Source organism: Caulobacter sp. GW821-FHT12F03 (assembly GCF_058806855.1).
Genome location: NZ_JBXAQC010000007.1, coordinates 122,133 through 134,669, shown reverse-complemented (window position 1 = coordinate 134,669; position 12,537 = coordinate 122,133). Strand labels below are relative to the sequence as shown.

The following is a 12,537-nucleotide window of genomic DNA, read 5'->3' as shown; positions in this document are numbered from 1 at the left end:
GGCGGATTTGGCGGCGGGGTGTGGAGGCATGCGGACGGCGCCCTTCAGGGTGACTCACGACTGACCGCCAGATCACCTGTTTATGCTTAATCCGGCCTTAAGGCGTTGTGCGCGACGGGATGCCGCACAACATCCCGTTAACCATGCGCCTTTAGCCTTCATTCAACAGGGCGGGCGGATTCTCCGACGAAAGTTGGCAGCCGCGCCGCACGCCATCCGGAGATCGATCGTCGTGCCGTTGAAACTGTCACTGAAGCCCGGTGAAAGATTCGTCCTTAACGGCGCCGTCGTCCAGAACGGCGACCGCCGTGGCGTCCTGATCCTGCAGAACAAGGCATCGGTCCTGCGCGAGAAGGACATCATGCAGGAGGAGGAGGCCGTGACGCCCGCGCGTCACGTCTACTTCCCTGTCATGATGATGTATCTGGATGAGGCTAACGCCCTGAAATACTACGACGAATTCGTTCGTCGCCTGTCCGAGTTCATGGGTGTGATCCGGAACCCGGACGTCCTCGCCGACTGCGTGGCGATCTCCCGTCACGCCATGGCGCGCGAGTACTACAAGGCGCTGATGTTGTGCCGAAAGCTGATTGAGTACGAAGACGAAAGGTTGGGGAATGGGTCTGCAGGCGTATCAGCGGGCCGCGGCGCGGTCTGAAAATCCTCGCGACGCCGAGTACCGCCTCTTCGGTCAGGTCACGCGCGCGCTTCTCGAGGCCGCGGACCTGCCGCCGGAGGATATTGTCGGTCGGATGGACGCCCTGGACTGGAATCGCCGCCTGTGGTCGGCGCTCGCGAGCGATTGCGCGGCCCCCGAGAACGTCCTCCCGGACGCGCTCAAGGCGCAGATCATTTCCCTGAGTCTGTGGGTCAGCCGGCATACCAGCGCGGTCATGCGGCGCCAGGAGGACATCGATCCGCTGATCGATATCAACCGCATCATGATGCAGGGTCTGTCGGGTCGCTCCGAAGCGGCCTGACGCCTTTTTTGCCCGGCGCGCACGATCCGTCCGGCAAAAGTTTCCTCGTGACAAAATCGGCTGTGACGGCTGGTCGCGAAGCCCCGAAACGGGTAGTGAAAGTCCAATAAAATCAGCAACTAAATAGGCCGCGGAACGCTGTTCCGCTGGCCCGGTGCTTGCGATGTGTCGCGCGGGCAAGAACGCCCGCCCGGCCAAAAGGCCGTGATCCCCCGACCAGAATGGAAGGACCGCCGATGCTCAGCAATTCGGTGAATACCAACATGGGCGCAATGGTTGCGCTCCAGAACCTCAACGCGACCAACATGGAACTGTCGCAGACCCAGACCCGGATCAACACCGGCAAGAAAGTGGCCTCGGTGAAGGACAACGGCGCTATCTGGGCGATCGCCCAGAGCCAGCGCTCCACGTCGAGCTCGCTCAATGCCGTCCGGGATTCGCTTGATCGCGGTTCGTCCACCATCGATGTGGCGGTCGCGGCCGGCGAGTCGGTCTCTGACTTGCTGTTGCAGATGAAGGAAAAGGCCCTGGCGGCGTCGGACGCTACGCTCGACTCCACCAGCCGGTCCGCTCTGAACGAGGACTTCAAGGCCCTGCGCGACCAGATCGCCAAGGCCGTGTCGAACGCCGATTTCAATGGGGCCAACCTCATTAAGTCCGGCGCTACGGCGATTGCAGCCCTCGCCAACGCGGATGGATCGTCGAAGCTGACCGTCGCCGCCGAAGTCATGGCGCTGGGCGGTTCGATCGTGACGGTGGCCGCGACGGGAACGATCGGCACCGTGACCACGGCCACGGCGATGATCGCGACGGTCGCCACCTCCATCACCAACACCAGCGCGGCGCTCGCGCGTCTTGGCACCAAGTCCAAGGCGTACGATAGCCACCGCGCCTTCATCGGGAAGCTGCAAGACAGCCTCGATGCCGGCGTGGGCAACCTGGTCGACGCGGATCTCGCGAAGGAAAGCGCCAAGCTCCAGGCGCTGCAGACGAAGCAGCAACTCGGAATCCAGGCGCTCTCGATCGCGAACTCGTCGTCCCAGTCGCTGCTGTCACTGTTCAAGTAGGCCGCGAGGCCGGGCGGGGACCCACCCCCGCCCGGCAGCCTTTTGCCGGGTCACCCGGCAGAAGTTGCTCACCATGCCTGCAGCCCGGCAGAAATTGCCCGGCCAAATCGTCCCTAACAGACCTATAATTCAACAAAAACAACAAGATAGAACGGGCCATTCGGGCGGCCAAACTGGCCCGGCGATTGCTTCCTATCCAAGCGGACAAAATGTCCCCGGCCGTCAAAACGACGTCGGACACCTGGAAAGGGAATATCGTCATGGCGCTGAACAGCGTTAACACGAACACGGGCGCGCTCGTCGCTCTGCAAAACCTGAACTCGACCAACGCCGAACTGAATACGGTTCAAACCCGGATCAACACCGGCAAGAAGGTCGCCTCCGCGAAAGACAACGGCGCCATCTGGGCCATCGCCCAGAGCCAGCGCAGCACGTCCAACGCCCTGAACGCCGTCAAGGACTCCCTCCAGCGCGGTCAATCCACCATCGACGTCGCCATCGCCGCCGGTGAATCGGTTTCGGATCTGCTCGGTCAGATGAAGGAAAAGGCTCTGGCGGCTTCGGACGCCACGCTGGACTCCGCCAGCCGCACCGCCCTGAACGAAGACTTCAAGGCGCTGCGCGACCAGATCACCAAGGCCGTCTCCAACGCCGACTTCAACGGCTCCAACATGATCAAGGCTTCGGGCACGACCATCGCCGCCCTGGCCAACGCGGACGGTTCGTCCAAGATCACTGTCGCTGCCCAGTCGCTGGCGCTCGGCGGCGCCAACGTGACGGTCGCTGCGACCGGCACGATCGGCACCGTGACCACGGCCACCGCCATGATCGCGACCGTGACGACCTCGATCACCAACGTCGGCGCGGCCCTGGCCAAGCTCGGCACGGGCTCGAAGGCTCTTGAATCGCACCTGACCTTCGTCGGGAAGCTGCAAGACGCCCTGGACGCCGGTGTCGGCAACCTGGTCGACGCCGATCTGGCGAAGGAAAGCGCTAAACTGCAGGCCCTGCAGACCAAGCAACAGCTCGGTATCCAGGCCCTGTCGATCGCCAACTCCTCGTCGTCGGCCCTGCTCGGGCTGTTCCGCTAGGCAAGCGTGGAGGCGGGCGTCTGACGTCCGCCTCCGGTTGCGGCGGCGAGGGCCGGGGGGTCATCGCCGTCCGCTAACAGGAGGGTCGCCGGCCACAAAGGACGGCGCCAGGAGATATGAAAACCACTATCGCACCCGTGTTGCCGATGCAGGATCCGGGCGTCTATCAGACGCCGCCGGCGCCGGCCGCTGACGCGCCGCCTTCGAACGAGGCCCCGCGCCAGAACGCCGATCTCCGGCTGGTCATCGAAGAGGACCAGGTTTCGGGGACGTTCGTCTACAAGACGCTCGACCGCCGCACCGGCGAGATCGTCAAGCAGTTCCCGCGCGAAGAGGTCGTCCGCCTCAAGGACTCCGCCGGCTATGCGCCGGGCGACGTGATCGACTCGCACAGCTAGCGGATCTCCGCGCCGGTCCGCTCCGGGCCGTTTTGACCGACTTTTCCCGACGTCGTCCCGCGACGGCGGTTTTTATGGTTTATGGCCGTTAACCATAAGCCAACGTTCTCCCGCCAAACGTGGTGCGGGGCGCCTCGCTGAGTCGCTCACCGTCCAGAAGCGTCGTGCGAGGAGAAGCTCATGTCGATCAGCGTTCACACCAACCAGTCTGCGCTGGTCGCGCTGCAAAATCTCAACAAGACCAATGACGAGCTGTCCGGCGCGCAGACGCGCATCAGCACGGGCCTCAAGGTTCAGGGTCCCAAGGACAACGCCTCGGTCTGGGGCATCGCGCAGTCGCAGCGCGCCGACGTCGGCGCCCTCGGCGCGGTCAAGATGAGCCTCGACCGGGCCCAGTCGATCTCCGACGTGGCCATCTCGGCCGGCGAAACCATTTCCGACCTGCTGCTCTCCATGAAGGAGAAGGTCACGGCCGCGATGGACCCGTCGCTGGACTCGGTGTCGCGCACGGCGCTGGATGCCGACTACAAGTCTCTGCTGCGCCAGATCACCCAGGTGGCCAACGACGCCGAGTTCGACGGGGCCAACATGCTCGACGGTTCGCTGGGGGCGGGCATCCGCTTCCTGGCCAACGCCGACGCCAACTCGTTCATCACCCTGTCGGCCAAGAACATGTCGCTGGGCGGCGCGATCATCACCATGGGCGCGGCGACCTCGATCTCCACGGTCACCCTGGCCACGACGATTCAGGGGCTGCTGACCACGTCGATCTCGAACGTCAACCAGGCCCTGGGCGACATGGGCGCCCAGTCCAAGCAGGTCTCCGCCCACAACAGCTTCGTGTCGAAGCTGACGGACGTGCTCAACACCGGCATCGGCAATCTCGTCGACGCCGACCTGGCCAAGGAAAGCGCCAAGCTGCAGGCCCTGCAGGTCCAGCAGCAGCTCGGCGCCCAGGCCCTGTCCATCGCCAACGCCGCGCCGCAGATCGTCCTGTCGCTGTTCAAGGGCGGCTGATTGAGGCGCCGTCGCCGTCCGCGCGCGACCTGCGGACGGCGAGGGGCGGCGGAGCACAGGCATGATCAATCTTCGCGACCTGCTTCCGGAAGACGAGGAGCGCCTCTTCGCGTGGCGCGGCGAGCCGGACGTGGCCCGCTGGATGTCGGATGCCGATGTCGCCGGGCGCGAGGCGCACCGGACCTGGTTCGACCAGTTGCGCGCCGATCCCGACCGGCAGGGCTGGATGATCCAGAACGGCGACCGGCCGGCCGGCCTGCTGACGCTCACGGGCCTGACCGGACATCACCGCCGGGCCGCCTGGAACTGGTTCATCGGCGACCGCGACGCGCGGGGCCGCGGCGTCGGCCGCGCGGCGCAGGTGCTGGGGCTCGACCGCGCGTTTGGCGGTCTGGGCCTGCACAAGGTCTGGGCCGAGGTCATGGCCGACAATGACGCGGCGATGAAGGTGCAGACCGGCGCCGGTTTCCGCCGCGAAGGCTATCTGCGCGGCCACGTGCTCAAGGATGGCGCGCCGCGTGACGTGGTCATGCTGGGCATCCTGTCGGACGAATGGGCGGCCCTGGCTCCGGCGGCCCGACGGAACCTCGCCGAGGCTGGCCTGATCGCGGCCTGACCGGCCCGCCTTAACCCCCTGTCAGCCCTTGTGGCGCAAGGTGTGGTTGCGGGAATCCCCCCCAGGAACATCATGGTCGTCAGCTTCAACACCAGCAGCCTGCTGAACTACTATCAGGCGAAGCAGGGCCAGACCGTCACGACGGGGGCCGGCACGACCGCGTCGGGTGGCGCGGCGAAGCCGAAGTACGCCCCGACGCCGCCCTGGTCGACGACCTCCGGCGCCCAGCGCTCCAGCGACCTGGTCAAGACGGCGATGGCCGGCCAGCGCTTCATCAACGAAGGGGCGGCCAAGCTCGATCTCGAAGGCGCCAGCAGCGACTACAAGAAGCTGTTCGCCCTCTACCAGGGACTCAACACGCTCAACGGTCTGGCGGAAAAACTTCAGACCAAGGGCCTGTCGACCAGCGAGAAGTCGCGCATCGCCGACATCTTCGCCCGCGGCATGAGCGAGGTGTCGACCTACACCGACAGCGCCAAGCTCGAGCAGATGCGCATCACGCGCGGCGACACGATGATCACCGACAAGACCGCTGTCGGCGTGCCCCGCCCGAAATACGAATACACCACCGGCAAGGTCTTCACCGGCGCCCAGGGCGATGAGGTGCCGGCCTTCGCGGGCGATGTCGCCTTCACGATCTCGGTCAAGCGCGGCGGCGCGACCCACACCATCGACGTCGATCTGAACGACATGGGCTCGACGCCCCGGACGATGGGCGCGGTGACCTCGTTCATCAACAGCAAGCTCGAGGCCGAGCATCTGCAGACGCGCTTCAGCGTCGTGCGCACGCCCGGCGATCCGCGCAAGATCACCACAGGCGGTACGACGGTGACCCTGCCGGCGATCGCCGACAACTTCGCCTTCAAGATCGCGGGCGATTCCACGGAATCCACGACGTTTTCGGCCGCCACGACCAAGCCCGCCGTCTACGTCACGACCTATGCCGGCAATCCGGATCCGGACAAGAACGTCAAGACGGACGACGGCAAGTTCGAGAGCAGCCTGGTCAAGCTCGACGGCTCGGCCGTGGGCGTCGAGGGCGCGCGGGTCTTCTCCAGCACGCTGGAGGGCACGATCAAGACGGTGCGGGCGTCAAAGGTGGGCGCCGACGGTTCGCTGTACGTGCTGGCCGATGTGGCCACCTCCGTCGACGGCCAGACCATCAAGGGGGCGGGCGACGTCGCCCTGCTGAAGTACGACAGCACCGGCCAGCTGGCCTATGCCCGCACGCTCGGCGCGGCCGACAGCGCCCAGGGCCTGGCGATGACGGTCGCCGACGACGGCCGCGTCGCGATCGCCGGCAAGGTGACGGGCGACCTGTCCGGCGCGACCAACGGCCCGATCAACTCCGGCGCCAGCACCGGCCTGACCGACAGCTTCGTCACGGTCTACGACGCGAAGGGCGACGAATCCTGGACGGCCCGGCGCGGCGCGCTGAAGGACGACGAGGCGACCGTCGTGGCGTTCGGGGAGGGCGGCATCGTCTATGTCGGCGGCCGCACCAAATCGACCATTCCGGGCGGCGGCGTCAGCCAGGGCGACTGGGACGGCTACCTGACGGCCTTCGCGCCGGATGCCAAGGGCGTGCCCAAGGCGCTGTTCACCAACCAGTTCGGCACGGCCGGCGCCGACACGGTCAGCGGCATCGTGGTCAGCGGCTCGACCGTGACCCTGGCCGGGGTCGAAAGCGGCCGCGGCACGCTGCGCAGCTTCAATGTCACCCCCACGACCACCACGACCGAGAAGATCGTCAACAGCGGGGTCATCACCGTCAACGTCACCAACACGACCAACGGCGTGTCCTCGACGACCACCAACGTCTACGGGGCGCCGGACGGGTCGGGGACCAGTTCGACGACGACCACGGTCAACACCTCGGCCGCCAGCTTCACGACCGGCGCCACCCGCGACCTGGGCGACATGCAGGGCGGCCAGATCGCCGGCATCGGCCTTGACGGCGGCGACCTGTGGATCGCCGGGACGACGCGCAACGCCGCGCTGTCGGTGTCGGGAAACACCCATGCCTACACGGGCGGCATGGACGCCTTCGCGGCGCGGATTTCGACAGATCTTTCAAGCACCTCGCAGGACCGGCTGAGTTATTTCGGCGGCACGGGCGACGACACGGTCACCGCCATGACGGTCGCGGACGGCAAGGTCTGGATCGCCGGCGGCGCCTCGGCCGACCAGCCCGGCGCGGCGGTGATCTCGACCCGGGACGGCTATCTGGCAGCCCTCGATGTCACCACCGGAACCGCCACCGTGCAGCGGCTGACCGGCAAGGACGGCATGGCCACGGCGACCTCGATCGCGGTCGACACCACCGGCGCCAGCGCCCTCGACAAGCTGGGCCTGCCCAAGGGCGCGCTGATGTACGCCGACTCGATCAAGGTCGCCTCGGCCACGGCCGCGCGGGCCGGCGACACCTTCCAGATCCGCACCGGCGAGGCCGGCCGCCTGGCCACCGTCACCTTCGAGGCCAGCGACACCCTCGACACCCTGGCCGCCAAGGTCCGCCGCGCCGCGGGCTCCAAGGCCAAGGTCGAGGTGGTCAGCGACGGCGACTTCAAGCGCCTGAAGATCACGCCGGCGACCAAGGCCTCGACCGTCGAGATCCTGCCGGGCAAGGGCGGGACCGATGCGCTCGGCGCGATCGGCCTGACGCCCGGCGTGGTGCGCAACACGATCATCGACGCCAACGGCAAGAGCGTCTCCGCCGACGGCGGCGGCCCGGTGTTCGGCCTGTCGCTGCCGGCCGAGCTCGACGTCAGCACCGAGGCCGCGGTGAAGAACGCCCTGACCGTGCTCGGCCAGTCGATGAGCAAGATTCGCGACGCCTACCGCCAGCTCGAGACCGCGGCCAAGCCGGAGTCGACCATCAAGGCCGGCGCGAGCGGCCCGGTCCCGGCCTATCTGACGAGCCAGATCTCCAACTATACGGCCGCGCTCAACCGTCTGACCGGCGGCGGATAATCCCGTCTGTCTTCACACGGACTTGAAAGCGACACGGCTGCAAGATAGCGATTGCAGCCATGGAATTTCTCAAGGACCGCCGGATCGTTCTGGCCATTGGCGGCGCCGTGGCGCTGCTGCTCGGCATCCTGATCGCGGCGACGATCATGCGCGGCGACAAGGGGCCGACCAAACCCCCGCCCGCGGCGACGGGCGGCCTCGTCGTGGAGACCGGTCGCGATGACGACACGAAGCTCGACCCGACGCGGCCGATCCGCTGTTTCGTCAACGGCGCCTTCGTCGGCGAGCTGACCCTGACCGACTGCGCCAAGCGCAACGGCGTGGCCACCGACGCCCTCGACGTCGGCGTCGACGAGACCGGGGCCCTGGCGGCGGCCAACCAGGCCGGCACGGTGCTCGCGCCCCTGCCGCCGGTGCAGACCGCGCCGCAGCAGCCGACCCCGACGGAAACGGGCGCCGGCCCCTCCGCGCCGGTCCAGGCCTCGGGCGACGCCTGCTGGCGCTACGCCGGCGGCGGCTGGTCGAAAATCGGCGCCATGGACCTCAACAGCTGCGTCCAGACCCTCTACGCCGGTCAGTGCGAACAGCGTGGCGGCGCCGCCTATGGCCGCTGGGGCGAGCAGACCCTGCGTCTGGTCCGTGACAAGGTGGAGATCTCGTCGGACAACCGTCGCTTCCGCACCCTGGTCGAGCAGGGCCCGGGCTGCGCCATTCCGCCGGTCGGTCAGTGAAGGGGCTTTCGATGTCCAGGTCTGTCGCGCTGCTCACGCTTGCCGCCGCCGCCGCGTTGCTGGGAGCCTGCGAGGCGCAGGTCGAGGCGCCGCTCGACCGCGGTGTCTGCTACGCGGTCGGGTCCGGCCCGGACGGCAAGATCAAGTTCAACGTGGTGGCGCGCAACCAGCCGGACATCGAGCATTGCGCGGCCCAGCTCGAGGGCGTGCGTCTGCGCTTCCTGCGCATGGGCGGCCAGACGCGCGAAATCTCCGGCGCCTACCAGGGCAGCTTCATCTTCCTGCGCAGCGAGGGGATCTTCCGCTCGCAGACCTGGGAAGGGAACCAGTACCTGATGCTGGTGCGCAGCGGCGACGGCCGCCTGGTGATCCCCGGCGCCGTGCAGCAACAGTAGCCGGCCCGGCGCGTTTTCGTCCGCGACAAGAATGCTGTGCATAAGCGCTTGCGGAAGAGAACAAAATGTGAACTGATGGCTTTTATAAATGGTTAACGCCCGCTAGTCTGGGCGTCAGATTCCGGCGCACAGGGTCGCCGGGCGTGAGAACAACGGAGCACTTCCCATGGCGGGCAGCGTCAACAAGGTCATTCTGGTCGGCAATCTGGGCAAGGATCCGGAAATCCGCACGCTCAACTCGGGCGACCGGGTGGCCAACCTCAGCCTGGCGACCTCGGAAACCTGGCGCGACCGGGCCAGCGGCGAGCGCAAGGAGCGCACCGAGTGGCACCGGGTCGTGATCTTCAACGACAACCTCGTGAAGGTCGCCGAGCAGTACCTGAAGAAGGGCTCGACGGTTTACATCGAGGGCGCGTTGCAGACGCGCAAATGGACCGACCAGCAGGGCGTCGAGAAGTACTCGACCGAAGTGGTGCTGCAGAAGTTCCGCGGCGAGCTGACCATGCTCGGCGGTCGCGGTGATTCCGCCGGCGGGATGCGCGACGAGGGCGGCGACTTCGGCGGCTACTCGGGCGGCGACCGCGCCCAGCCCAGCGGCCCCAAGGAGAGCTTCAGCGCCGACCTCGACGACGAGATCCCGTTCTAGGATCAGATTTTTCCTGTGCGGGTCCTTGTTCTCGGAGCCTCCGGGTTCATCGGGTCCCATGTCGCGGCGGCGCTGGCTGCCGGCGGACATCAGGTCCGGGCGGCGGCGCGTCGCCCGGATGCGGCAAGGCGGCTGGCCCCGACCCATGAATGGGTCCGGGCTGATTTCGCCGAACTTGTCGACCCCGCGCTCTGGCGGCCGCTTCTTGAGGGCGTGGACGTCGTGGTCAATTGCGTCGGCGTCCTGCAGGACGGAGCCGGCGATAGTCTGGTCGCGGCGCATGTCACCGGCCCGACAGCCCTGATCTCCGCCTGCGGACCTGCCGGCCCGCGCCGGATCATCCACCTGTCGGCGGTTGGAACGGACGAGGCTGTCGGCACCGGATACGGCCGGTCGAAACTGGCCACCGAAGGCCTGCTGAAGGACAGCGATCTCGACTGGGCGATCCTGCGCCCGTCGCTGGTCCTTGGCCGGGGCGTCTACGGGGGTTCGGCGATGCTCCGTGGTCTGGCCGCCTTTCCAATGATGATCCCCGTCGTCGGCGGCGCCGGCGCCTTTCGCCCCGTCGCCATGGATGATCTCTGCGCCGTTGTCGTCGCGATGGCGGAGACGGGCGAACCGCTGCGCCGGTCCGTGGACGTCGCGGGGCCCGAAGTCGTGAGCCTGACCGGTCTGCTGAGCGGGCTGCGCGGCTGGCTGGGACTTGCCCCGGCGCCGGTGGTGACGCTGCCGTCCTGGCTGGTCGCGCCCGTGGCCCGATTGGGGGATCTGGCCGGCTGGCTGGGCTGGCCATCGGCGCTCCGGACCACGTCGCTTCGGCAGATGGCCCATGACGTCGCAGGGCATCCGGCCAGCGCTGATCAACTCGCGGGCGTCGAGCCCCGATCGTTTTCCGCCTGGCTCACGTCAGCGCCGGCGACGGTTCAGGATCGCTGGCACGCGCGGCTCTACTTCGTTCGACCGCTGGCGATCCTGACCCTTGGCGCGTTCTGGATCGGAACGGGCCTGATCACCCTCGGTCCGGGCCATGACGCCGCCGTTGAGGTTCTACGACAGGCGGGATACGGGCCGGTTTCGCCAGTCGTGGCAGGGGGCGGCGCGCTGGTGGACATCGTGCTTGGCGGCCTGATGTGGATTCGTCGGTTTTCAGGCCGGGCGGCCCTGGCCACCACGCTGGTCAGCATCGGCTATCTGATCATGGGGACGGTGTCGGCCCCGCAACTCTGGCTCGACCCGCTGGGCCCCTGGCTGAAAATCCTGCCCGCCATTGTCCTGGCGCTCTTCGTCGCCGCCACGGACGACCGCCGATGACCCTCTATATTCTGCTCAAGCTGGTCCACATCATGTCGGGCGCGGTCCTGTTCGGCACGGGCGCGGGCATCGCCTTCTTCATGCTGGCCGCGCACCGGACCGGCGACGCCCCTACCGTGGCGGCGACCGCACGGATCGTGGTGCTGGCCGATTTTGTCTTCACCACCCCGGCGGTGATTGTGCAGCCGCTGACGGGCATCGCCCTGATCCTGCTACAGGGTTATTCGCCCACCGCGCCATGGTTGCTGGCGGTCTACGGGCTGTATCTGCTGATCGGGGTTTGCTGGCTGCCCGTCGTGGTCATTCAGATGCGAATCCGCCGGTTGGCGGAGGCCGCGGCTGCGGCCGGGCAGGCCTTGCCGCCGGCCTATCACCGCCTGTTCCGCATGTGGTTTCTGCTGGGCTGGCCCGCTTTTGCCGGCGTGACGGCCATCTACGGATTGATGATTGTGAGACCTGTATGGGTCTGATCCGCCTCATCGCGACCGATCTCGACGGCACGCTGCTGCGTGACGACGGGTCGATATCGGAGCGGACCCGCCGGGCGATCGGCGGGGCGCAGGCGGCCGGGCTGACAGTGGTCTTCGTGACCGCCCGTCCGCCCCGGGACGTGCACGCGATCGCCGACCACCTCGGCATCACCGGCATGGCGATCTGCTCCAACGGCGCCATCGTCCATGATCTGGCGACCGGGGAGACGCACCGGCATGAACGCCTGTGCCAGGATCTGGCCCGGTCGCTGGTGTCGGAGCTCCGCCTGGCCGAGCCCGGCGTGGCCTTCGCCACCGAGCACGGCCACCGGCTGGGGCAGGAGGCGCACTTTCCCGACCTGTTCGCCGACACGGTCCATCATCACGCGCGCCGCATCGATGACGCGGCGGCGCTGTGCGGCGAGGTGCTGACCAAGCTGCTGGTCCATCATCCCGATCATCACGTCGAGCATCTGGCGACCCGCATCCGGGGTCATCTCGGCGATCGCGGCGAGGTCATCTGGTCGGGCGCGCCGTTCGTCGAGATCGCCCCGTCGGGGGTGTCCAAGGCGTCGGGCCTCGCCTCGCTGTGCGCGCTGCTCGACCTGTCGCCGGCGGAGGTCATCGCCTTCGGCGACATGCCCAACGACGTGCCGATGCTCGGTTATGCGGGACGGGGCGTGGCCGTGTCGAACGCCCACCCCGAGGTGCTGGCGGCGGCGGACGAGGTCACGGCGAGCAACGAGGACGATGGTGTCGCCCGGGTGATCGAGTCCCTGCTGGTCTGAACGGACGCCCGCTCACACCCGGTAACCACCTTTGACCGCCGCCGGGGTTCCATC

14 protein-coding genes are annotated in these 12,537 nt (G+C 67.4%); all 14 read left to right on the top strand.

The window, feature by feature from the left end:
• Window positions 1-232: 232 nt before the first annotated feature.
• The 14 genes from flbT (at window position 233) to AC1RN0_RS15855 (ending at window position 12,483) form a co-directional block, all read left to right on the top strand.
• Window positions 233-658, top strand: a complete 426-nt coding sequence (flbT, locus tag AC1RN0_RS15920) for a flagellar biosynthesis repressor FlbT (RefSeq protein ID WP_492788441.1) — start codon at window positions 233-235, stop codon at window positions 656-658.
• Window positions 618-980 (top strand): flagellar biosynthesis regulator FlaF, encoded by a 363-nt coding sequence (gene flaF / locus AC1RN0_RS15915; protein WP_492788440.1) that lies wholly within the window; start codon window positions 618-620, stop codon window positions 978-980. The genes flbT and flaF overlap by 41 nt, the downstream gene beginning before the upstream one ends.
• A gap of 236 nt (window positions 981-1,216) precedes the next feature.
• Window positions 1,217-2,047, top strand: coding sequence for a flagellin (locus AC1RN0_RS15910; RefSeq protein ID WP_492788439.1), 831 nt, complete (start codon window positions 1,217-1,219; stop codon window positions 2,045-2,047).
• A gap of 260 nt (window positions 2,048-2,307) precedes the next feature.
• Entirely contained in the window at window positions 2,308-3,138 is an 831-nt protein-coding gene (locus AC1RN0_RS15905; protein ID WP_492788438.1) for a flagellin, read from the top strand.
• A gap of 116 nt (window positions 3,139-3,254) precedes the next feature.
• Entirely contained in the window at window positions 3,255-3,536 is a 282-nt protein-coding gene (locus AC1RN0_RS15900; RefSeq protein WP_492788437.1) for a hypothetical protein, read from the top strand.
• A 180-nt stretch (window positions 3,537-3,716) separates the two neighbouring features.
• Window positions 3,717-4,553: a flagellin gene (locus tag AC1RN0_RS15895; RefSeq protein WP_492788436.1), complete on the top strand. Its 837-nt coding sequence runs from the start codon at window positions 3,717-3,719 to the stop codon at window positions 4,551-4,553.
• 61 nt (window positions 4,554-4,614) lie between these two features.
• The gene (pseH, locus tag AC1RN0_RS15890) at window positions 4,615-5,169 is read left to right on the top strand and encodes a UDP-4-amino-4,6-dideoxy-N-acetyl-beta-L-altrosamine N-acetyltransferase (RefSeq protein WP_492788435.1); all 555 of its coding nucleotides are present in this window, start codon (window positions 4,615-4,617) and stop codon (window positions 5,167-5,169) included.
• 72 nt (window positions 5,170-5,241) lie between these two features.
• Window positions 5,242-8,142, top strand: coding sequence for an autotransporter outer membrane beta-barrel domain-containing protein (locus AC1RN0_RS15885; RefSeq protein ID WP_492788434.1), 2,901 nt, complete (start codon window positions 5,242-5,244; stop codon window positions 8,140-8,142).
• A gap of 59 nt (window positions 8,143-8,201) precedes the next feature.
• Window positions 8,202-8,873 (top strand): hypothetical protein, encoded by a 672-nt coding sequence (locus AC1RN0_RS15880; RefSeq protein WP_492788433.1) that lies wholly within the window; start codon window positions 8,202-8,204, stop codon window positions 8,871-8,873.
• 11 nt (window positions 8,874-8,884) lie between these two features.
• A complete protein-coding gene (locus AC1RN0_RS15875; protein ID WP_492788432.1) occupies window positions 8,885-9,268 on the top strand; it encodes a hypothetical protein in 384 nt (127 codons plus the stop codon).
• Between the two features lie 166 nt (window positions 9,269-9,434).
• Entirely contained in the window at window positions 9,435-9,914 is a 480-nt protein-coding gene (ssb, locus tag AC1RN0_RS15870; RefSeq protein WP_492788431.1) for a single-stranded DNA-binding protein, read from the top strand.
• A 15-nt stretch (window positions 9,915-9,929) separates the two neighbouring features.
• Window positions 9,930-11,225 (top strand): SDR family oxidoreductase, encoded by a 1,296-nt coding sequence (locus AC1RN0_RS15865; protein ID WP_492788430.1) that lies wholly within the window; start codon window positions 9,930-9,932, stop codon window positions 11,223-11,225.
• Window positions 11,222-11,695, top strand: a complete 474-nt coding sequence (locus AC1RN0_RS15860; protein ID WP_492788429.1) for a DUF2269 family protein — start codon at window positions 11,222-11,224, stop codon at window positions 11,693-11,695. Before AC1RN0_RS15865 ends, AC1RN0_RS15860 begins: the two co-directional genes overlap by 4 nt.
• Window positions 11,686-12,483, top strand: coding sequence for a Cof-type HAD-IIB family hydrolase (locus AC1RN0_RS15855; RefSeq protein WP_492788428.1), 798 nt, complete (start codon window positions 11,686-11,688; stop codon window positions 12,481-12,483). The genes AC1RN0_RS15860 and AC1RN0_RS15855 overlap by 10 nt, the downstream gene beginning before the upstream one ends.
• Window positions 12,484-12,537: the final 54 nt, after the last annotated feature.

What these genes read in the sequence shown, in the direction of transcription:
- flaF (WP_492788440.1), top strand. Translation starts at nt 618, where the DNA reads ATGGGTCTGCAGGCGTATCAGCGGGCCGCGGCGCGGTCTGAAAATCCT.
- AC1RN0_RS15910 (WP_492788439.1), top strand. Translation starts at nt 1,217, where the DNA reads ATGCTCAGCAATTCGGTGAATACCAACATGGGCGCAATGGTTGCGCTC.
- AC1RN0_RS15905 (WP_492788438.1), top strand. Translation starts at nt 2,308, where the DNA reads ATGGCGCTGAACAGCGTTAACACGAACACGGGCGCGCTCGTCGCTCTG.
- AC1RN0_RS15900 (WP_492788437.1), top strand. Translation starts at nt 3,255, where the DNA reads ATGAAAACCACTATCGCACCCGTGTTGCCGATGCAGGATCCGGGCGTC.
- AC1RN0_RS15895 (WP_492788436.1), top strand. Translation starts at nt 3,717, where the DNA reads ATGTCGATCAGCGTTCACACCAACCAGTCTGCGCTGGTCGCGCTGCAA.
- pseH (WP_492788435.1), top strand. Translation starts at nt 4,615, where the DNA reads ATGATCAATCTTCGCGACCTGCTTCCGGAAGACGAGGAGCGCCTCTTC.
- AC1RN0_RS15885 (WP_492788434.1), top strand. Translation starts at nt 5,242, where the DNA reads ATGGTCGTCAGCTTCAACACCAGCAGCCTGCTGAACTACTATCAGGCG.
- AC1RN0_RS15880 (WP_492788433.1), top strand. Translation starts at nt 8,202, where the DNA reads ATGGAATTTCTCAAGGACCGCCGGATCGTTCTGGCCATTGGCGGCGCC.
- AC1RN0_RS15875 (WP_492788432.1), top strand. Translation starts at nt 8,885, where the DNA reads ATGTCCAGGTCTGTCGCGCTGCTCACGCTTGCCGCCGCCGCCGCGTTG.
- ssb (WP_492788431.1), top strand. Translation starts at nt 9,435, where the DNA reads ATGGCGGGCAGCGTCAACAAGGTCATTCTGGTCGGCAATCTGGGCAAG.
- AC1RN0_RS15860 (WP_492788429.1), top strand. Translation starts at nt 11,222, where the DNA reads ATGACCCTCTATATTCTGCTCAAGCTGGTCCACATCATGTCGGGCGCG.
- AC1RN0_RS15855 (WP_492788428.1), top strand. Translation starts at nt 11,686, where the DNA reads ATGGGTCTGATCCGCCTCATCGCGACCGATCTCGACGGCACGCTGCTG.